The sequence below is a fragment of the Niallia nealsonii genome (assembly GCF_002835805.1).
Taxonomy (GTDB): domain Bacteria; phylum Bacillota; class Bacilli; order Bacillales; family Cytobacillaceae; genus Niallia; species Niallia nealsonii.
Window position 1 is genome coordinate 54,317 of sequence record NZ_PISE01000013.1, and the last position, 21,645, is coordinate 75,961.

Here is a 21,645-nt window from a genome sequence, read left to right on the forward strand (position 1 = left end):
ATCAGGGTGGTACCGAAAGCATACTTTCGTCCCTGTCCAGGGATGGAAGTTTTTTTTATGCTGAAAAATATCATAATATATCAGAGTATAGTCAAAGTCAAAAATGAACACATTCAGGCGGATTAAAAACGTTTGTCAACAGCCTGATGTATGCTTATTCTTTTATGGAAAAGTATACTTGTATACATATAAGGAGGTAGAATAATGAAAGTTTTAACTGGTTCAGAAATTAGAAGCAAATTTTTAGAGTTTTTCCAAGAAAAAGGCCACACAGTAGAACCTAGTGCATCATTAGTTCCACATGATGATCCATCTTTATTATGGATAAATAGTGGAGTTGCTACATTAAAAAAATATTTTGATGGAAGAGTTATTCCTGAAAATCCAAGAATTACAAATGCGCAAAAATCAATCCGCACAAATGATATTGAAAATGTAGGGAAAACAGCAAGACATCAAACTTTTTTTGAAATGCTAGGTAATTTTTCTATTGGAGATTATTTTAAAGAAAAAGCTATTGATTGGGCTTGGGAATTTCTTACAGATGAGAAGTGGATTGGCTTTGATAAAGAGAAGTTATCGGTAACGGTTCATCCAGAAGATGAAGAAGCATACCAATTCTGGAAGAATAAAATTGGCATTCCTGAGAATCGCATTATTCGTTTAGAAGGTAATTTCTGGGACATTGGAGAAGGTCCAAGTGGTCCTAACACAGAAATTTTTTATGACCGTGGTCCTGAATACGGAAATGATGAAAATGATCCGGAACTTTACCCAGGTGGAGAAAATGATCGTTATTTAGAAGTATGGAATCTTGTATTCTCAGAATTTAATCATAACCCAGATGGTACATATACGCCGCTTCCTAAGAAAAACATTGATACGGGCATGGGGCTAGAGCGCATGGCATCTGTTGTGCAAAATGTACCGACAAACTTTGATACAGACCTGTTTATGCCAATTATTCGTGCAACAGAACAAATTGCCGATGTAAAATATGGGGAACAAAAACAGCTTGACGAAGCTTTTAAAGTGATTGCAGACCATATCCGTACAGTTGCTTTTGCGATTGGGGACGGGGCGCTTCCTTCAAATGAGGGCAGAGGCTATGTTATTCGCAGATTGCTTAGAAGAGCGGTTCGTTATGCGAAAAATATTAATATTAACCGTCCATTTATGTTTGAATTAGTCCCTGTTGTTGGGGAAGTAATGGTAGATTTTTATCCAGAAGTAAAAAATAAAACAGATTTTATCCAGAAAGTAATGAAAAGTGAAGAAGAACGTTTCCATGAAACACTTCATGAAGGATTAACGATTCTTGAAGCAGTTATGAAAAAAGAGAAAGAAGGAAAAAGCACAGTCATTTCTGGTGCCGATATTTTCCGTTTATATGATACTTATGGATTCCCTGTAGAGTTAACAAGCGAATATGCAGAGGAACAAGGAATGGAATTAGATCTGGAAGGTTTTGAGCAGGAAATGGAAAGCCAGCGAAATCGCGCCCGCAGCGCACGTCAAGAAGTGGACAGCATGCAAGTTCAAACAGGCGTTCTTGGCGATATTACTGTAAGCAGTGAATTTGTTGGCTATGAAGCGTTAACCGTTGAATCAACGATTGTTGCGTTGCTTCAAGAGGGAGAGATAATATCTAGCGCATCAGCAGGGAAAGAAATTCAATTTATTTTGGATCAAACACCTTTTTATGCAGAAAGTGGCGGACAAATTACTGATATCGGTACATTAAAAGCAACGGGTGTTTTAGTAAAAATAAAAGATGTCCAAAAAGCGCCGAACGGACAAAATCTTCATAGAGGAATAGTAGAAGAAGGAACTGTTTCTTTAAATGACAAAGTGACAGCGAGTGTGGATGCAAGCAATCGTTCGAAAATTATTAAAAACCATACAGCTACACACTTGCTTCATCAAGCATTAAAGGATGTGCTTGGAACACATGTTAATCAAGCAGGTTCTTTAGTGCAAAGTGATCGTTTGCGTTTTGACTTTTCACATTTTGGACAAATTACAGCAGATGAATTAGAAAATATCGAAAAAATCGTCAATGAAAAAATTTGGGAAAGCATAGCTGTTTCCATTGAACATAAAAATATTGATGAAGCGAAAGCAATGGGAGCCATGGCTTTATTTGGCGAAAAATACGGAAAAGTCGTTCGTGTTGTTCAAGTAGGAGATTTTAGTTTAGAATTATGTGGAGGATGCCACGTTGACAATACTTCTGCAATCGGACTATTTAAAATTGTTTCAGAAGCTGGAATTGGAGCAGGAACACGAAGAATTGAAGCTGTAACAGGACAAGCAGCATATCAGCAATTAACAGATCAAATCAGCTTGTTAAAGCAAGCTTCTGCTAAACTAAAAACAAGTCCAAAAGATATTGTGGTACGAATTGACGGGTTAATGGCAGAAACGAAGCAGCTTCAAAGAGAAAATGAATCATTGGCTGCAAAAATCAGCAATATTGAAGCAGGCAATCTAGTGAATAATGTAAAAGAAATTAATGGTGTTAATGTGCTAATTGCCAATATCCAAGGTGTGGATATGAACAACTTGCGTACGATGGCCGATGATTTAAAACAAAAGATTGCTTCTGTTGTCATTGTGCTTGGAAGCGTTAATGAAGGAAAAGTAAACATCATTGCAGGGGTAACAAAAGATTTAATTGAAAAAGGATTCCATGCAGGGAAAATTATCAAAGAAGTTGCAACACGCTGCGGAGGCGGAGGCGGAGGCCGTCCAGATATGGCCCAAGCAGGAGGGAAAGATCCTTCTAAATTACAAGATGCTCTACAATTTGTAGAAGAATACGTGAAATCCGTTTGATATTATCAGCAACTAGTGTAAAATGTAGATAACTACTAAAGCAGTCGTTTTTAATAGAAAATGAGGTGTTGTTTGATGAGTTCATTCGATAAAACGATGAGATTTAACTTTCCTGAAGAACCATATGAACATGATGTGAAGGAAGTATTATATCAAGTATATGATGCACTTCAAGAAAAAGGCTATAATCCCATTAATCAAATAGTCGGTTATCTGCTTTCGGGAGATCCTGCTTATATCCCGAGGCATCTGGATGCACGTAACATCATTCGTAAATTAGAACGAGATGAAATTATAGAAGAGCTGGTAAAATCCTATTTAAAACAGCAGCGAGAGGAATAGTATAAATGCGAACCATGGGCTTGGATGTAGGCTCAAAAACAGTAGGAGTATCTATAAGCGATGCTTTTGGCTGGACAGCACAAGGTATAGAAACAATTAAAATTGATGAAGATAAAAAGGAATTTGGCATTAAAAGAATAGGGCTATTGATTGTTGAACATGATGTGAGTAAAATAGTGGTTGGACTTCCTAAAAACATGAATGGCAGCATTGGCTTTCGTGGGGAAGCAAGCATGGACTATGCAAAATTGCTTGAAGAAGAATTTGGGCTGCCAGTAATTCTGTGGGACGAACGTTTAACAACAATGGCTGCTGAAAGAATCCTTTTAGAAGCAGATGTCAGCAGGAAAAAAAGAAAAAAAGTAATAGACAAAATGGCAGCATCAATGATTCTACAAGGCTATTTAGATAGCCAGAAATAATGAGGTGGAAAAAATGGAACATGGTGAAACAAATACAATTACAGTAGTAGATGAAGAGGGCAACGAGCAGTTATGCGAGATCCTTTTTACATTTGAATCAGAAGAGTTTGGCAAGTCTTACGTTTTATATTATCCAATTGGAGAAGATGATGACGAGGACGAAGAAATTGATATTCATGCATCTTCTTTTATTCCAAACGAAGAAACACGCGACGGAGAGTTATCTCCAATTGAAACAGAAGAAGAATGGGATCTAGTAGAAGAAATGCTGAATACTTTCCTTTCCAATCAAGAAGAAGAATAAAAATAAAAAGCGGCCAATTTAAATTGGCTGCTTTTTATTTTGGCTATTCTCGTATAGATTGTTGCTTTTAAAATCTGTAGTCTGCATACACCTTGCTTTTTGCTAAGCGAGAGTTGAGCCTCTTGTCTGTCTCGCTTTTCAAAGCAGGAGTCTAACGTATATGTCGGCTGCTAAACATTTCTTTCCTATTTTCTTTTTCTAAAACAAAAAGCTTTGAGAAAATAGCATTTATTTTAGGAAATATATCCTAAAGGTTGAGTGTTTTGATATAGGGAAGATGGAACATATCCTCTTGCATATTCGGCCTTTCGCCAAAACTTGCGACTTTTAAGGTCATAATATAGTATAATGAGTCGAGATATGAGATTTTTTGGGCAGACATGCTCTACATCTAGGAGGGAAATATGTGTCTTTAGATAAAGAGGGGAATAATGGAACAAAAAATAAAAAAGAGCTTTTTTTAGAAAATTTAGCAGACAGACAAAATGAAGCGAAAGTTGTAAGAAGAGTTGTACTTGTGGCTGCAGCGGCATTAGTGCTGATTATTGGTATTGCATCATTAAGCATCTTCTTATATATTAATTCTGCACTAAAGCCAGTTGAGCCAAATAGCAAAAAAGAAATCGTTGTAGATATTCCAATCGGTTCAAGTGTATCTTCTATTTCACAAACATTAGAAGATAAAGGAATGATAAAAAATGCTCGTGTGTTTAAATATTATGTGAAATTTAAAAATGAGTCGGATTTTATGGCAGGAGAATACCATATGAATCCTTCTATGACCTTTACGCAGATTATTGATAGTTTAAAAACGGGGAAAATCATGCAAAAGCCTGTTTTTTCCATCACTATCCCGGAAGGAAAACAATTGGATGAAATAGCAGCTGCGATTGCCAAAAAAACGAATCAAAAAGAATCGGATATTATTAAACAATTGAATAATGAGACATTCATTCAATCAATGATGAATAAATATCCAGATTTATTAACAACAGAAATAATGGCAAAGGATGTAAAGCATCCGTTAGAAGGATATCTTTTCCCAGCTACCTATTCTTTTTATAAAAAAAATCCATCGCTTGAGGAGATTGTTTCCGTCATGCTGGATAAAACCGTAAATGTTGTTCAGGAATATGAAGTGGAAATAGCAGATCAAGAATTATCAGTTCATCAATTTTTGACGATGTCCTCTTTAATTGAAAAAGAAGCAACGAAAAAAGCAGACCGCAATAAAATTGCGAGTGTGTTTTATAATCGGATAAAAGAAAAAATGCCGTTGCAGACAGACCCGACTGTTTTATATGCACAAGGCAAGCATAAAGCAAAAGTAACATATAAAGATTTGGAAGTAGATTCTCCGTATAATACTTATCAAAATAAAGGTCTTCCTCCTGGGCCAATCGCAAATGCAGGTGTGATGTCTATGGAAGCAGCTTTGCATCCTGAAAAAACGGATTATCTATACTTCTTGGCATCAAAAGATGGAAAAGTTTATTTTTCTACAACATTGGAAGAACATAATAAATTGAAGGCAAAATATATTTCCAATAATTGATTTGTTGAATAATGAAAAGGGGAAGCAGATTAATTAGCTTTCCCTTTTATTTTATGTTAAAATAGTACAAGTGTTTTTAGATATTTTATTATTTTTATGAAATAATTTTTTTCTATTTATTATATTGTATGGGGAAGTATTGAAGGTTGGGTTCTTATAAAAAGAAGCTAACTATTTTCAGGTAGAGATTTTTTTAAGGATAAGGCTTTGTTAGCATATGAGGATATGAGAGCCAAGTAACAGGGCCTATTTAGAAGAGAGAACAATGAGGTGGAAGAAATGCAAGAAGATAAAATAACGGCATATATTGAGGCTTTGGTTCCGCAAAGAACAAAAGAGATAGAGGAAATTGAAAACTATGCCCATGATAATGATGTGCCGATTATGGAGCTTGTTGGTATAGAATCTTTGCTGCAGCTCTTACGCATTCACAAGCCGAAAACAATTCTCGAAATAGGAACAGCGATTGGCTATTCAGCTATAAGAATGGCAGATGCTTTGCCAAATACTACAATAGTAACGGTTGAAAGAGATGAACAGCGTTATAAAATTGCCGAACAAAATGTGGCTAAGTTAAATAAACAAAAGCAAATTAAACTCATTTATGGGGATGCTTTTGAAGTGGAAAATTTAGTGGAGCAATACGGTCCATATGATGTATTATTTATTGATGCAGCCAAAAGTCAATACCGCAAATTTTTTGATATATATACAAAACAGCTTTCAGATGAAGGCATTATTTTCACCGATAATGTATTGTTTCACGGTTTAGTAGCCCAAAGCAATATTGAAAGCAGAAATGTTAGAGCATTAGTGCGGAAAATTAACAATTATAACGAGTGGCTAATGAGTCATCCAGAGTATGAAACAGTCATTTTACCTGTTGGAGATGGAATAGCCATTAGCAAAAAGAGGAGATAATGATGAAGAAACCTGAACTATTAGTTACACCAAATCATGTTGATGATATACTGCCCCTTATAAAAAGTGGTGCAGATGCATTTGTAATAGGAGAGCAGAAGTTTGGACTTCGTTTAGCGGGTGAATTCAATCGTGAGGATGTAAAAAAGGCGATTGAATTAGCACATGCAAATGATAAAAAAGTGTATGTAGCAGTAAATGCTATTTTTCATAATGATAAAATGGATGATCTTTATGCTTATCTCCCATTTTTAAAGGAAGCAGGAGCAGATGCTGTTATTTATGGTGATCCTGCTGTTTTAATGGTTGCTCGTGAAGCTGCTCCAGAATTAAAGCTTCATTGGAGCACAGAAACTACTGGAACCAATTGGTATACATGCAATTATTGGGGCAAAAAAGGTGCAAAAAGGGCGGTCTTAGCAAGAGAGCTCAGCATGGACAGCATTATTGAAATAAAAGAACATGCTGAAGTAGAAATTGAGATTCAAGTACATGGAATGACGACAATGTTTCAGTCAAAACGCTCTCTTTTGAAACATTATTTTCAATATCAAGGAAAAGAGCAAGAAATGGATGAACAAAGAACGGAAAAAGATTTATTTTTACATGATAAAGAAAGAGAAAATAAATATCCAATCTTTGAAGATGAAAATGGCACTCATATTATGAGTCCTAATGATATTTGCATTGTAGATGAAATGCAAGATTTAATCGAGGCAGGCATTGATTCCTTTAAAATTGATGGGTTATTAAAAGACTCTTCTTATATCGAAAAAGTAACAAGCATTTACCGAAAAGCTATTGATATGTGTGTAGATGATCCAGATCAGTATGAGGAAGAAAAAGATTCTTTCCTTGCAGAAATCGAAAAAATTCAGCCAGTAAATAGACCACTTGATACAGGATTTTTCTTTAAGGAAACTGTTTATTAAGAAGGGAAAAGGAGGAAAGAGCATATGACAATCGTTAAAAATCCAATATCTGAAATAAGAGATGGAAAAAGAGTGATCGTTAAAAAGCCAGAATTATTGGCTCCCGCAGGAAACTTAGAAAAGTTAAAGATTGCTGTTGCTTATGGGGCAGATGCAGTATTTATTGGCGGCCAGGAATATGGACTACGTTCCAATGCAGGTAATTTCACTTTTGCTGAAATGAAAGAAGGAGTGGAATTCGCTAAAGAATATAATGCAAAAGTGTATGTAACAACAAATATTTTTGCACATAATGAGAATATTGATGGATTAGAAGATTATTTAGCAGGATTACAAGATGCTGGGGTACATGGAATTATCGTTGCCGATCCATTAATTATTGAAACATGCCGCAGGGTAGCTCCAGAAGTTGAAGTGCATTTAAGTACACAACAATCACTTTCTAACTGGAAAGCTGTGCAATATTGGAAAGAAGAAGGATTAGAGCGTGTCGTTTTAGCACGGGAAACAAGTGCTGAAGAAATTATCGAAATGAAAGAAAAAGTCGATATTGAGATTGAGACATTTATCCATGGTGCAATGTGTATTGCATACTCTGGAAGATGTACATTGAGCAACCACATGACTGCACGTGATTCAAACAGGGGCGGATGCTGCCAAAGCTGCCGCTGGGATTATGATTTATATAAATTAGAGGATAATAAAGAAAATCCTTTATTTGCAAATGAAGATTCTCCATTTGCAATGAGTCCAAAGGATTTAAAATTAATTGAATCCATTCCTGGCATGATTGAAATCGGCATTGATAGTTTAAAAATCGAAGGAAGAATGAAATCTATCCATTATATTGCTACAGTAGTAAGTGTATATCGCAAAGTTATTGATGCCTATTGTGCTGATCCAGATAATTTTGTTATTAATGAAGAATGGTTAAAAGAACTGGATAAATGTGCAAATCGGGAGACAGCTCCTGCCTTTTTTGAAGGACAACCAGGATATGAAGAGCAAATGTTTGGCAATCATAGCAAAAAGACAACTTTTGATTTTGCTGGATTAGTGCTTGATTATGATGCAGAAACACAAATTGTAACATTGCAGCAACGCAATCATTTTAAAACAGGACAAGAATTAGAGTTTTTTGGTCCGGAAATCAATAATTTTACAATGGTTGTAGATACAATTTGGGATGAAAATGGAGAAGTTTTGGATGCGGCAAGACATCCGATGCAAATCGTAAAATTTAAAGTAGACCATCCTGTGTTTCCTAATAACATGATGCGAAAGGAGCTCTAATTGCATGCAACGTAAACCAGTTGTAATTGGGGTCGCCGGCGGATCTGGTTCAGGGAAAACGAGCGTCTCTAAAGCAGTTTTTGAAAGCTTTAATGATCATTCTATTTTAATGATTGAACAAGACTTTTATTATAAAGATCAAACAAATTTGCCTTTTGAAGAAAGGTTGAAAACAAATTATGATCACCCACTGGCATTTGACACAGAGCTGTTGATCGATCATATTGAGAAGTTGCTTCGTTATGAAACAATAGAAAAGCCTGTATATGACTATAATATTCATACGAGATCGAAAGAGACGATCACTGTAGAGCCAAAAGATGTTATCATTATTGAGGGAATTTTGATTTTAGAGGATGAGAGACTTCGTGATCTGATGGATATTAAATTGTTTGTCGATACAGATGCTGATCTAAGGATTATTAGAAGATTAAAAAGAGACATTCAGGATCGTGGACGGACAATGGATTCTGTTATTGATCAATATGTTAATGTTGTTCGGCCAATGCATAATCAATTTATCGAGCCAACTAAAAGATATGCAGATATCATTATTCCAGAAGGTGGACAAAATCATGTTGCCATTGATTTAATGGTAACCAAAATACAAACAATCCTTGAACAAAAGTCACTTTTATGAAACAATAGCAGATAATAACCAGGCTTTCTGTTAAATTACTTTGATGATTTTGGTTCATGAACCTCGTTAGCACTTATAAACGTTAAAAGGCCATGAGAAACATTTGTTATTTATGAATGAATCAAAAATTTTTTATCAATAGTCATTAGCGTAGCCAATAGATAAAATAATTTTTCATTTTTTAGGTTTATAAGGAATTTTCGTATAAATGATTCTATTCTTGGCAAGTTATGTATATCATTACTATTACAAAATGAAAAAAGGGCTTTCTTTTTTCCGTAATACGTATTAAACTCTTCCTATTAGAATAAGTACGCGCGTCTTATCGGACGCGCTAAATTTCTTATACATAAAAAAACAACTATTCCTAAACAAAATGATTGTTATGGAAACTAGAAGGAGTGGAAGAACACAATGGAAAAAGTATTTCCGATGACATTGGCTGGTAAAGAAAAATTAGAACAAGAGTTAGAACAATTAAAAACGGTAAAAAGAAAAGAAGTAGTAGAACGCATTAAAATTGCAAGAAGCTTTGGAGATTTATCAGAGAACTCTGAATACGATTCGGCGAAAGAAGAGCAAGCATTTGTGGAAGGCCGTATTACAACAATTGAAAATATGATTCGTAATGCAAAAATTATTTCAGAAGCTGAATTAGATCGAGATAAAGTATCATTAGGCAGCTCTGTTACATTTATTGAACTTCCTGATGGAGATGAAGAAACATATACTATTGTCGGTAGCGCAGAAGCAGATCCATTTGAAGGGAAAATTTCTAATGATTCTCCAATTGCTAAAAGTCTTATTGGCAAAAAAGTTGGCGATAAAGTAGTTGTACAAACTCCTGGCGGAGAAATGAATGTACAAATTGTAACTATTAAATAAAAGCTTTAAAATATAGTTTGAAATAAAAGCACCTCGTCAAGACTTTTGATGAGGTGTTTTTTTATGTGGAGAAAGAGAATAATTGGTATAGGAATTATTTTAATGGTGGGGCTGGCTTGTTTGCTTGCACGTTTAGTACAAGTGCAGCTAGTTGAAACAAAACATTTTACAAAACATAACATTAATTTAACAGAAGCAAGCGTTAAGCAGCGATCCGAAGAAATTGTATTAGATAATGGAAGGGGAGGGTTTTTAGATAAGGATGGAAATTTCCTTACCCATCAGACACAATCGGTTTTAATCCTTTTTCCTTTTCTGAAAAGTATGGACTGGAACAAGAGCAAAGTAGCAGAAATTATAGGGGTTTCTGAATATCAGTTACAGGATGCAGTAAAAACGGCAAAAGCTCCTATTGTTTTTGGAGGAGATGATCCTATTAGTTTAACAGATTTGCAGCGAGAAGCTATCAATAAAATGGCGATACCAGGGGTGTTTGCTGTGGAAAAAAAAGATAGTCTCAAAAATAATTTGGCAGAACAGCTTCTTGGAATAACAGGCCAAAATGAGGAGTTATTAGCAAAAAGATATCCAGACAAAAAACTCTCTTTTAACACACTAATAGGACTTACGGGCATGGAAAAAAGCTTTGATGAGTTTCTTTTGCCTGATGGAGAAGCAAAATTAGTCTATCATGTGGATGGTATAGGAAAGCCATTGTTTGGCATTAACGTTAAATATGTAGAACCGGCAAACCCCTTTTATCCTGTTAATGTAAAAACGACTATAAATAAAGACCTTCAAGAAACAGCGGAGAAATTGGTGGACGAGCAAGGTATAAAAAAAGGGGGATTGGTTTTGTTAGACTTAGAAACCAATTCTGTAGCAGCGATGGTTTCTAGACCTGCGATTAATAAACAAAGCCCCTATGAAACAGAAGGAATAAACAATTTTATGCTAAAGCAGCAAATTGTCGGATCTGTGTTTAAAACAGTTGTAGCAGCGGCTGCTATTGATTATAAATTAGATGATGACAAGCGAATGTTTAACTGCAGTCAAAAGATTAATGGTGATCCTGATCCAAACTATCAACATGGAATGTTAAATTTTACAAATAGTTTTGCAGTCAGCTGTAATAATACATTTGCAACAATTGCCAAGGAATTAAAAAATATAGATGCGAATATATTAGAAAATTATGCAGAGAAATTATCGTTAACACAAATCGTTGGCTGGGAGGGAGCCATCTACCATACGAAAAATTTTAAACAATTGCAGGATGAGGAAAAGGGAAGAGTATTTTTAACAGAAGAGGCCAAAAAGGATAATAATTTTGTTGCATTAACTGGGATTGGCCAAAATGAAGTCAGAGTAACTCCACTTGCAGTCGCCAATATGATGGCAACGATCGCACGAGGAGGAGAAAAACAAAATGTGCGCATTGCATCAGAAATACAGTATAAAAACCGAAGCACCCTTTTAAAATTTAAGCAAGAAGACTTATCGGGGGATACGATATCTCCTTATACTGCAGCAAGATTGCAAAAATTACTTCGAGAAGTGATTGTAAATGAAAGAGGTACAGGCAGCTGGTTTCAAGATTTGCCATATGAAGTGGCAGGAAAATCAGGAACAGCAGAGACAGATGTGATGATAGAAGGAAAGCAGCTCCATAATAAATGGTTCGCTGGCTACTTTCCTTATGATAAGCCAAGATATGCACTAGTTACAGTCAATTTAGGCGTTTTTGCTGATGAAGGAGGAGTAAATCCATTATTCGCTGACATGGTTAAATCTGTTTATAAGTATGATCTAAAGTCAAAATAACCAGCAGATCGCAGCATACTGTCCTTTAATACTTTTCACTATTGCTTTCTCATGGTAGAATATGTACAGTCTTAATAAATGTATGGTTAGTTACATAACCATACAAATAAATACAATCACCATTGACTGGAACAGAGAAATAGGAGGAGAAACACTTTGAATAGTGAAGATAATACAAATAATCGAAGTCGTTCTGAGCAGCGCTCCAAAAGAAAAAAAACCAATTTAATTTTAAATAGTTTAATCGTAATAGTCATACTGCTAATTGTATTTGTATCTTATACAATTTTCGGCTCCAAAGATGAAGCGAATGGAGATAAAACAGTTAAGGAAAAAACTGCGGAAACAAAAAAAGACAATAATACAACAGAAACTGTTAATGGAAATACAGATGAATCCACTAATTCTGATGAAGAAAAAACGCTAGAGGAAGACGAGTCTAAAACAGAAGAAGAAGCAATTGTAACAGAAGGAGGCAGTGATTCCAATGTTGTGAAAACAATTGAAAATCCTTCATGGGAATCTGTTGATACTACACAAACAGGTGAGCATAAAGCGGTTTATTCTGACGGACCAGATTGGGATGAACAAGTGAAGGCATTAGCGTATGGTTCAGGCTTAGATGAGTCCGATATGGTAATCTGGTTTTTAGGGAATAATAACCACGACCCTCAGAAGTCAATTGGTACCGTATCATCTAAAGATAAATCCAAAAAATATCGTGTGTATATTGAATGGATCGACCAAAAAGGATGGAAACCTGTAAAAGTAGAAGAAATCAAAGACTTAAATATAAGATAAAAATAAAAAATGTGGGTGAACATCATCCACATTTTTTATTTATACATAAAATTAGCTTTTTAAAATAAATATTATCTGTTTTTTGCTTTAAAATGAACGACTGCGGTAAAATAAGGTCTCCCGTTGTCGCTAATAGCCATTTGATGGCTAACAGAATAAACACCTAAAAAGATGCCTTTGTTTATATCAATTTGCTCATTGATTTTTTTTTCTAAAGTCCTTAAATTATCTGCTTCAAAAAATTCAATTTTATCCTCAATTATGTCTAGATGAAAGTTCATTTCACTCTTCCTTTCCTATAAACTAATCCTTATTTTATCATACGTTATTTATCTTTTATTATAGAATGAAAAGTATTTTTTAAAGGAATTCAATCCCAAAATCAAATCAAAAACATACTATGTTTATAGGAATAATATATTTAATAAAGAGGTGTGGACTTTGGGAAATGAGTTTGCTGAGATTTTTGAAAAATGGGCTGATACTTATGATGAAAGCATAAAAAGTGATGCAGAATATAAAGAAGTATTTTTTGATTATGATAAAATTTTACAAGAAGTTGCAAAGCGAGCTTTTGGCCATGTTCTAGAATTTGGTCCTGGGACTGGAAATCTGACCGTAAAATTATTAAATAAGGGTTTGAGTGTTACAGCGATTGAGCCATCACAAGCGATGCGCAAGCACGCAAAAGAAAAATTAGGAGAAAAGGCGATAATAAAAAATGGAGATTTTCTTGTCTTTGAAATAACAGAGAATCCACAAACGATTGTCAGCACATATGCATTTCATCACCTGACAGATAAGGAAAAACGGAAGGCGGTAGAGTTATATAGTAATTTCTTGCCTAGTGGTGGTAAAATAGTTTTTGCAGATACGATGTTTACATCAAATGATAAATATTTGCAAACGATTAATGATGCAGTAAAAAAAGGCTATCCAAATTTAGCAGAAGATTTAAAACGTGAATATTATACAACTATTCCTATCTTAACGGAAATATTTCAGGATAATGGATTTACCGTTAAGTTTGAACAGTTTAATGATTTTGTCTGGATTATGGAAGGAGTCAAAAAAGGAGAAGAAGACGAAAAATGAAAATAGCAATCATTGGAGCAATGGAAGAAGAAGTAGCTTTATTAAGAGAGAGAATAACGAATAAAAAGGAGCAGCAAATTGCAGGTTTTCAATTTATAGAAGGAAGTTTATTTGATAAAGAGGTAGTATTATTGCGTTCAGGCATTGGGAAAGTAAATGCAGCAATGAGTACGACGATTTTATTAGAAAATTTTAAACCGGACTATTTGATTAATACAGGGTCAGCAGGAGGACTTAATCCAAAGCTGAATGTAGGTGATGTGGTTATTTCCAAAGAAGTGCGTCATCATGATGTGGATGCAACCATATTTGGATATGAGTACGGCCAAGTACCACAAATGCCTGCTGCTTTTGAAGCAAATGCTGAACTTGTTCAGATCGCTGAAACTTGTGCGAAAGAGGTAGGAGATCATGCAGTTGTAAAAGGATTGATTACAACCGGAGATTCTTTTATTAATGATCCAGAAAAAGTGGCATTTATTCAAAGTAAGTTTCAAGGACTGCAGGCTGTTGAAATGGAAGCAGCTGCGATTGCACAAGTTGCTTACCAATATAAACTGCCATTTGTCATTATTCGTTCTTTATCAGATATTGCTGGGAAAGAGTCACATCTTTCTTTTGATCAATATTTAGAAAAAGCAGCTGTTCATTCGGCAAATTTAGTAATGACAATTGTTTCTAAAATAAGCTAATGCCACATGTTTTAACAATATTCATCTAAAATAGTGGAGACTCTAAGAAAAATACTTAGAGTCCACTTCTTTTCAAATCCTACTTTTCCACTCTGTATAATTATTTGTAAAAATAATTGTAAAACTCCTCTATATTTTTAATACAGCTGTAAAAATAAAAGGCAAAGGGAGGAAATGCCTTGAAGATTTTTCAGAATGTCCATCAATTAATTGGAAATACTCCAATGGTAGAACTGACGCATTTTTTCTTGCCCCAAAAAGTGCGCTTATTTGCGAAATTAGAATATTACAATCCCGGAGGTAGCATTAAAGATAGATTAGGAATGGAACTAATTAAGGATGCCTTAAAAACAGGGAAAATACAAAAGGGTAGTACTATTATTGAACCGACTGCAGGCAACACTGGAATTGGTTTGGCGCTTGCTGCCTTAAATCAAGATATTGATGTTATATTTTGTGTACCAGAAAAATTCAGTATAGAAAAACAACAAATTATGAGGGTGTTAGGTGCCAAAATTGTTCATACAAAAACAGAACTAGGCATAAAAGGAGCTATTCAAAAGGCAAAAGAGCTTCAAAAACAAATACCGAACTCTTATATTCCAGGACAATTTGAAAATCCTGCAAACCCAAATACCTATTATCAAACATTAGGGCCGGAAATTTGGAAGCAAATGGATCATAAAGTGGATGTTTTTGTTGCAGGTGCTGGGTCTGGAGGAACATTTATGGGAACAGCTCGATTCTTAAAAGAGCAGAATCAACAAATAAGAACTATTATTGTTGAACCAGAAGGATCCATTTTAAATAAAGGAAAACTTGGGCCTCATAAAACAGAAGGAATTGGTATGGAGTTTTTGCCTGAGTTTATGGATGCCTCTTATATTGATCAAATTTACACGATAAGCGATGAGGAGGCTTTTGAAAAAGTAAAAGAGGTGGCTAGAAAAGAAGGGCTGCTCGTTGGAAGTTCTTCTGGAGCTGCATTGCAGGCAGCTCTTCTGGAAGCAAAAAATGCAACAGAGGGAACAAATATTGTCGTTGTTTTCCCAGACAGCAGTGATCGTTATATGAGCAAAAAAATATTTGAGGGAGGTATGTAACTTGAAACGAAAAACCAAGCTTATTCACGGAGGCATTTCAGGAGATCTTCATACAGGAGCAGTAAATGTGCCAATCTATCAAGTAAGTACGTATAAGCAAGAGGGAGCAGGCAATCATAAAGGGTTTGAATATTCAAGAACGGGAAACCCAACAAGACACGCATTGGAGGAATTGATTAAAGATTTAGAAAGTGGGAAAAGAGGTTTTGCATTCAGTTCTGGGATGGCGGCAATTACGGCTGTTATGATGCTGTTTAAACAAGGGGATCATATTCTTCTAACAGATGATGTGTATGGCGGCACATTTCGAGTGATGACAAAAGTATTAACCAAATTTGGAATAGAAGCTACTTTTGTTGATACAAGTAACATCAACAATATTCAAGAAGCCATACAAAAGAATACAGTTGCATTATATTTAGAAACACCAACAAATCCTTTATTAAAAATTACCGATATAAAAGCAGCCTCGACTTTAGCAAAAGAACATGGCTTATTAACGATTGTGGATAATACATTTTCGACTCCTTACTTTCAAGTACCTCTTACATTAGGTGCGGATATTGTCTTGCATAGTGCTACCAAATATTTAGGAGGCCATAGTGATGTTATATCTGGATTAGTCGCAGTAAATGATGATGCCTTAGGAAATGACCTGCATTTTATACAAAATTCAACAGGTGGAATTCTTGGACCAAATGATTCGTGGCTGTTAATTCGAGGCATTAAAACACTAGGTATCCGTATGGAGGAACATGAAAGAAATGCAAAGAAAATTGTTTCTTTTTTATCTAAACATCCTCAAGTCGAAAAAATATACTATCCAGGACTGCCAGCACATCCTAATCATGAAATTAGCAAACGACAAGCGTTAGGATTTGGTGGGATGATAAGTTTTGATGTAGGCAGTGAGGAGAAAGCATCTAATTTATTAAGCAAGTTGAAATATTTTACACTTGCAGAAAGCCTTGGTGCTGTAGAAAGTTTGATTTCTGTTCCAGCTAAAATGACACATGCATCTATTCCAAAAGAAAGAAGAGCAGAACTTGGCATAACGGATGGATTAGTGAGGATTTCTGTTGGATTAGAAGATGTAGACGATTTAATAGAAGATTTAAAACAAGCATTAGAGTCATAAATGCTGGAAAGGAAAGCTTTGACCAAAAATAGTGGTCAAAGCTTTTTATCGCCCATTAAGGAGCTATTGCCCCTAAGAGAAAACGAGAAATCTTAAAAGCATGATTGAAGTTTCGCTTTATCATTTTGTTATCCCTAATAGCAAATAAATTAGCAGTTAGTGATGGTTACAATCATTTTTCTCTCTTTTTTAATGGTTGTTAATTTCCAATTTTACTATTAATTTCATAAGGAGAAGAAATTGCTGGTATGATAAAGTAAGAAAATAGATAACTAGATAAAAAGGGGGAGAAAAATGGAGAAGGCATTAAAAGATCTAATGGGGAAAATAGTAGACTTTAAAAGATTTGCGATTGTTTTATTAGCTGTAGGCGTCTTTTTTTATTTAGGTGTTATCATTCCAACTCCCGATAAAACAGAAATAAATACTGCTGTAATGATGATGATGACATCTGCTTGTTTAGGTGGATCTATTTTCTTTTTCGCAAAAGCAAAAAAATTAAAAAATAAATTAAATGAACTATCTAATAAATAAAGAAAAAGAGACTAGCTTTTAAGGGGAACTTAAAGACTAGTCTCTTTTTTTGCTGTTTTCATAAACTTTGCTGCTTTTAAAGAAGTAGGTTGATTTTCGTTCCAGGATGCCCGCTTTCTGTGGGGCGGGCCGTGAGCCTCCTCAGTGGGATCTCACCTGTCCCGCGCTAATCCCACAGGAGTCTCGCGCCTTTCACTCCAATCAGCCTGTTTTAACCATGGATTTACTCATGGAAACTATCCGAAAAATAACAATCTTTTAGAAAATAGCTTTTTTTTAAAGGCTAAAGGAGAAAAACTTATTGTCAGAATTAATTCTGTTTTTTTGCCTATTTTCTGAAAAATAAGTTTACAAAAATGGTAATAGAGGATATAATTACCAATGTAAACAAATTATTTCTTAAAGGAGGTTGAATAATATGAAAAAGCATATCGTTGTATCAGCATGTTTATTAAATGAAAGCACAAAAATTTTATATGCAATCAACACAAATTCAACCTATAAGGAATGGAAGAGCTAGTTTACGATAAATTCTGTCTATCCAACCGCAGGTGAATGGTGTCCTGCGGTTTTTTATACCATTTTTAGGGAACCGCAGGGATTCATCTCTCTGCGGTTTTTTGTGTGATTTTTTCATAAATTTTTACATTTTTTATAAAAAAAGTAATTATGGATAGGAAAGGGGGTGAAATGATGACACTAAATTTATTGTTTTTTACCATTATAATCAAAAAATATGAAAAGACATCAGAAGAAATTAACCATGAACAGGAAATAAATCGAATTATGGATGAACATAACAGAAGGAATATCTTGATAGGGGGTTCGCCGCGCATCTAATGATAAAAAACGAAAGGAGTGAAAAAGAATGACCTTAAATATGTTGTTTTTTACCATTACGATAAAAAAGTAAAACAATCAGAAAAGGAACTTTTAGCAGAGCAGCAAATAGCAGAAATTATGGAAGAAAATAAAAGCAAACACTATTACATGAGTCGCTTTTAAATGACATAAATAGAAAGGTGTTGAGGTATTATGATTATAAAACTACAAAATCGGCAAAAAATCTTCTGGGTGGAGAAGGATTCTACCTAACGGCTTAAACACTGGAGAAAATCTAATGAATGTATATATATTATTGCTGACCTTGAAGTGGAGAAGAAAAAGGTAAATTATTTTTTATTGAATTTAAAAACCACAAGTGACCATCACTTGTGGTTTTTCCCCTATCTTATGGAAATGAATTTAGTTTTTGACGAAACGATACTCTAACAGATGTTTTAAATCAGTAATTTGTTCTAATATTTTTTCGCCTACATTTGTTTCCAGTACTTTTTTTCTTCTAAGCTCACGATCTACTATTCTTTTTACTGATAAAACATCTGTACCATTCTGAAGCACATCTTCTTTGGAAGTAAATTGTTTATGTGCAACAAGCTGCATCCCATATGAATTATATAAAAGGGTATATCCAGCAATCCCAGTTTTTGATTGGTAGGCTTTAGAAAATCCGCCGTCGATAACGATCATTTTTCCCTTTGCCTTAATTGGATTTTCTCCGTTTATTTCTTCAACAGGAGTGTGTCCATTAATGATATGCCCTTGATCTGGATTTAAATCAAATTCAGCTAAGATATTTCGGCAAATGTTTTCATCTTCCCGCAATTTATAATAAGCATTTTTTTCTTCTTTATGTGTTTTTTTATCTTTAATAAAATAACGTTCAAATGTCGTCATGTCTTTTTTTCCGAATAGCGAAGAATTTTCACCAGACCATAAATACCAAATCATATCTGTTGCTAAATCATCGGTTGTTTCGGGATGAGCAAAGCCAGCTTTTAAATAATACTCAAAAATATCCAACAATTTTTTGCCTGCATACTCTTGTCCATCAATGACCATTGTTTTCATCGTTCCATCATTGTTGAGTGGAATACAGCCATGAATCAGAAGATTTCCATTATAAGGAAGATAGAGGCTGCCTTTTTTCATTAGAAAATTCATATGCCTGGCGAGTTTTTCTGAATGCTGAATGGCAAATAATAATTTTTCCAGTACTTCTTCTTCTTCTTTTAATAGCAATCCAGGATTTTCAGGATTAACTGTTGCAAAACATGTGTTTTCTAGCTGGTAGGTAATATCATTTAATTCAATGGTATTATTGTAGTAATTTATTTTTTCTAATAATAGTCTTCGCTTCATATGGAAATCTGCGCGTCTTTTAATAATGGCACTTTCCAATTTAAATTGAATAATAGAAATAGCTTGATGAATTTTTGTTATTTGCAATATTTCTTCTGCAGAAACATTACTTTCTTTTGAGGCTTTTGGCCGAAATGCTGAATTGTCTCCATAATATTTTTCCGCTAAATTAAGAAGCGGGCGCAAATTAATGCCATATACATCTTCGATAATATCTAAATTATTGTATCTGGCACAAATGCGAATAATGTTGGCAAGACATACCTTTGATCCTGCAAATGCCCCTATCCACAACACATCATGGTTTCCCCACTGTATATCAACAGAATGGTAAGTCATTAATTTATCGACAATTTTATCAGGATCTGGCCCCCTATCGTAAATATCTCCTACAACATGAAGGTGGTCCACTACTAAATTTTGAATAGCATATGCCATGCCGCTAATTAGTTTTGGTGCTTGGCCTAAAGAAATAATTCTTTGGATAATTTCTGTATAGTATTCTTTTTTATTCTCTAGTTCATCTTTTTTATAAAGAAGTTCTTCAATAATATAAACAAACTGTTTTGGCAGCGCCTTTCTAACTTTAGAGCGTGTGTATTTAGAAGAAGCAAAGGATACGAGCTTAATTATTCGTTCAATTGTATCGGCATACCATTGATACAGTTGATCAGAACGTTCAAAGGATAATTTGACCATTTCTAGCTTTCCCTCAGGATAATAGACCAATGTAGCAAATTCATCTACTTCTTTTTGGGAAAGTTCTTCTTTAAATAAGTCTTTAATCTTTTCTTTTACATTGCCTGAACCATTTCTTAATACATGTTGAAATGCATTATATTCTCCGTGAAGATCGCTGACAAAATGTTCGGTTCCTTTGGGCAGGTTCAAGATGGCTTCTAAATTGATAATTTCTGTGACAACTTTTTCTTCAGAATCATATTTTTCTACTAATAAGTCCAAATATTTTGTATTCATTATTATCCCCTCGCAAAATAGCCATATGTTGTTTGTTAGCTGGCCAAAATGAAGCAATTATGTATTATAAGTAAAAGGCTGCTTATCCATATTATACAAGGAATTCAATAAAAAACCTTAATTTTATTTGAAAAAGGGAAAAAGGATACTGAAAATTTTGTAATATATCGCTCTCTTTTTTCATTATCTGTTTTCTAGTTTGTCATACAAACACCATTTTTACCCCGTCTTTTAGTTTTTTAAACCTAAAACTAAAAGATTTTCCAAAGATTATTATTTCTTGGACATGCAAAACAGTCCTCTTATTCACATAGTTATAAAGTATAGGCTAATGTCCTTTAATGTGGAGGTGAAACAATGTCTGGAATTTTATATTCGCTTGGAATTTTACTGAAAGAGTTAGTATTCCTTGTTTCTTATGTGAAGAATAATGCCTTCCCACAGCCGTTGTCTGCAGCAGATGAAAAAAAATATTTGCGCTTAATGGCACAAGGAGATTCACATGCGAGGAATATGTTAATTGAACATAACTTGCGTCTTGTTGCACATATTGTCAAAAAGTTTGAAAATACAGGGGAAGATTCTGAAGATTTAATTTCAATTGGTACTATTGGATTAATTAAAGGCATTGAAAGTTTTTCAGAAGGTAAGGGTACGAAGCTTGCGACATATGCAGCTAGATGTATTGAAAATGAAATCTTAATGCATTTGCGAGCATTAAAGAAAACGAAAAAAGATGTTTCCTTGCATGATCCAATTGGTCAGGATAAGGAGGGGAATGAGATTAGTCTTATCGATGTCTTAAAATCGGAATCCGAAGATGTTGTCAACACGATTCAATTAAATATGGAATTGGAAAAAGTAAAAGAATATATCGATGTATTGGATGAAAGAGAAAAAGAAGTAATTGTCGGACGTTTTGGTCTAGACTTGCAAAAAGAAAAAACACAGCGGGAGATAGCAAAAGAACTAGGTATATCAAGAAGTTATGTATCAAGAATCGAAAAAAGAGCATTGATGAAAATGTTCCATGAATTTTACCGTGCTGAAAAAGAGAAGAAGAAAAAATAAAACCAAAAAGGGCTCTCTGTAATCGAGTGCCCTTTTTGGTTTTATCGTTCATGTAGATAGCGATTATTCTAGGCT

General features: G+C 34.5%; 21 protein-coding genes. 19 read left to right on the plus strand and 2 right to left on the minus strand.

Features of this window, described 5'->3' with window-relative positions:
- Window positions 1–204: 204 nt before the first annotated feature.
- From alaS to CWS01_RS06615, 12 genes are all read left to right on the plus strand, one after another.
- Window positions 205–2,838: an alanine--tRNA ligase gene (alaS, locus tag CWS01_RS06560; RefSeq protein WP_101176398.1), complete on the plus strand. Its 2,634-nt coding sequence runs from the start codon at window positions 205–207 to the stop codon at window positions 2,836–2,838.
- A gap of 75 nt (window positions 2,839–2,913) precedes the next feature.
- Window positions 2,914–3,180, plus strand: a complete 267-nt coding sequence (locus CWS01_RS06565; RefSeq protein ID WP_101176399.1) for an IreB family regulatory phosphoprotein — start codon at window positions 2,914–2,916, stop codon at window positions 3,178–3,180.
- A 5-nt stretch (window positions 3,181–3,185) separates the two neighbouring features.
- Window positions 3,186–3,602: a Holliday junction resolvase RuvX gene (gene ruvX, locus CWS01_RS06570; RefSeq protein WP_101176400.1), complete on the plus strand. Its 417-nt coding sequence runs from the start codon at window positions 3,186–3,188 to the stop codon at window positions 3,600–3,602.
- A 13-nt stretch (window positions 3,603–3,615) separates the two neighbouring features.
- Window positions 3,616–3,906 carry a DUF1292 domain-containing protein gene (locus tag CWS01_RS06575; RefSeq protein ID WP_101176401.1) on the plus strand — a complete coding sequence of 97 codons (291 nt, stop codon included), beginning with the start codon at window positions 3,616–3,618 and terminating at the stop codon, window positions 3,904–3,906.
- Window positions 3,907–4,312: 406 nt separating this feature from the next.
- Window positions 4,313–5,461, plus strand: a complete 1,149-nt coding sequence (gene mltG, locus CWS01_RS06580; RefSeq protein WP_101176402.1) for an endolytic transglycosylase MltG — start codon at window positions 4,313–4,315, stop codon at window positions 5,459–5,461.
- 279 nt (window positions 5,462–5,740) lie between these two features.
- Window positions 5,741–6,382 (plus strand): O-methyltransferase, encoded by a 642-nt coding sequence (locus CWS01_RS06585; protein ID WP_101176403.1) that lies wholly within the window; start codon window positions 5,741–5,743, stop codon window positions 6,380–6,382.
- 2 nt (window positions 6,383–6,384) lie between these two features.
- Window positions 6,385–7,314, plus strand: coding sequence for a peptidase U32 family protein (locus CWS01_RS06590; protein WP_101176404.1), 930 nt, complete (start codon window positions 6,385–6,387; stop codon window positions 7,312–7,314).
- A 24-nt stretch (window positions 7,315–7,338) separates the two neighbouring features.
- Window positions 7,339–8,607 carry a peptidase U32 family protein gene (locus CWS01_RS06595; RefSeq protein ID WP_101176405.1) on the plus strand — a complete coding sequence of 423 codons (1,269 nt, stop codon included), beginning with the start codon at window positions 7,339–7,341 and terminating at the stop codon, window positions 8,605–8,607.
- Between the two features lie 4 nt (window positions 8,608–8,611).
- Window positions 8,612–9,247 (plus strand): uridine kinase, encoded by a 636-nt coding sequence (gene udk / locus CWS01_RS06600; RefSeq protein ID WP_101176406.1) that lies wholly within the window; start codon window positions 8,612–8,614, stop codon window positions 9,245–9,247.
- 414 nt (window positions 9,248–9,661) lie between these two features.
- Window positions 9,662–10,132 (plus strand): transcription elongation factor GreA, encoded by a 471-nt coding sequence (gene greA / locus CWS01_RS06605; protein ID WP_101176407.1) that lies wholly within the window; start codon window positions 9,662–9,664, stop codon window positions 10,130–10,132.
- Between the two features lie 63 nt (window positions 10,133–10,195).
- On the plus strand, window positions 10,196–11,956 hold the full coding sequence (locus CWS01_RS06610) for a peptidoglycan D,D-transpeptidase FtsI family protein (RefSeq protein WP_101176408.1): 1,761 nt from the start codon (window positions 10,196–10,198) through the stop codon (window positions 11,954–11,956).
- Between the two features lie 156 nt (window positions 11,957–12,112).
- A complete protein-coding gene (locus CWS01_RS06615) occupies window positions 12,113–12,757 on the plus strand; it encodes a YrrS family protein (RefSeq protein ID WP_101176409.1) in 645 nt (214 codons plus the stop codon).
- A 71-nt stretch (window positions 12,758–12,828) separates the two neighbouring features.
- Here CWS01_RS06615 and CWS01_RS06620 read toward each other — a convergent pair whose 3' ends face one another.
- Window positions 12,829–13,038 carry a YrzA family protein gene (locus CWS01_RS06620; protein ID WP_101176410.1) on the minus strand — a complete coding sequence of 70 codons (210 nt, stop codon included), beginning with the start codon at window positions 13,036–13,038 and terminating at the stop codon, window positions 12,829–12,831.
- Window positions 13,039–13,198: 160 nt separating this feature from the next.
- Here CWS01_RS06620 and CWS01_RS06625 point away from each other — a divergent pair, with 160 nt between their 5' ends.
- The 6 genes from CWS01_RS06625 to CWS01_RS06650 all read left to right on the plus strand — a co-directional run bounded on the left by CWS01_RS06625 (window position 13,199) and on the right by CWS01_RS06650 (window position 18,159).
- Window positions 13,199–13,852 carry a class I SAM-dependent DNA methyltransferase gene (locus CWS01_RS06625; RefSeq protein ID WP_101176411.1) on the plus strand — a complete coding sequence of 218 codons (654 nt, stop codon included), beginning with the start codon at window positions 13,199–13,201 and terminating at the stop codon, window positions 13,850–13,852.
- The gene (gene mtnN / locus CWS01_RS06630) at window positions 13,849–14,544 is read left to right on the plus strand and encodes a 5'-methylthioadenosine/S-adenosylhomocysteine nucleosidase (RefSeq protein ID WP_101176412.1); all 696 of its coding nucleotides are present in this window, start codon (window positions 13,849–13,851) and stop codon (window positions 14,542–14,544) included. Before CWS01_RS06625 ends, mtnN begins: the two co-directional genes overlap by 4 nt.
- A gap of 179 nt (window positions 14,545–14,723) precedes the next feature.
- On the plus strand, window positions 14,724–15,647 hold the full coding sequence (locus CWS01_RS06635) for a PLP-dependent cysteine synthase family protein (protein WP_101176413.1): 924 nt from the start codon (window positions 14,724–14,726) through the stop codon (window positions 15,645–15,647).
- 1 nt (window position 15,648) lies between these two features.
- Window positions 15,649–16,785, plus strand: coding sequence for a bifunctional cystathionine gamma-lyase/homocysteine desulfhydrase (locus tag CWS01_RS06640; protein WP_101176414.1), 1,137 nt, complete (start codon window positions 15,649–15,651; stop codon window positions 16,783–16,785).
- Between the two features lie 294 nt (window positions 16,786–17,079).
- Window positions 17,080–17,319: a YrhC family protein gene (locus tag CWS01_RS06645; protein WP_101176415.1), complete on the plus strand. Its 240-nt coding sequence runs from the start codon at window positions 17,080–17,082 to the stop codon at window positions 17,317–17,319.
- 693 nt (window positions 17,320–18,012) lie between these two features.
- On the plus strand, window positions 18,013–18,159 hold the full coding sequence (locus tag CWS01_RS06650; RefSeq protein ID WP_101176416.1) for a YrzI family small protein: 147 nt from the start codon (window positions 18,013–18,015) through the stop codon (window positions 18,157–18,159).
- A 405-nt stretch (window positions 18,160–18,564) separates the two neighbouring features.
- On the opposite strand, the gene CWS01_RS06655 is transcribed toward CWS01_RS06650, so the two are convergent.
- The gene (locus tag CWS01_RS06655; protein ID WP_101176417.1) at window positions 18,565–20,499 is read right to left on the minus strand and encodes a fructose-1,6-bisphosphatase; all 1,935 of its coding nucleotides are present in this window, start codon (window positions 20,497–20,499) and stop codon (window positions 18,565–18,567) included.
- 357 nt (window positions 20,500–20,856) lie between these two features.
- On the opposite strand from CWS01_RS06655, the gene sigK reads away from it, so the two are divergent.
- On the plus strand, window positions 20,857–21,570 hold the full coding sequence (sigK, locus tag CWS01_RS06660; RefSeq protein ID WP_101176418.1) for an RNA polymerase sporulation sigma factor SigK: 714 nt from the start codon (window positions 20,857–20,859) through the stop codon (window positions 21,568–21,570).
- Window positions 21,571–21,645 lie beyond the last annotated feature (75 nt).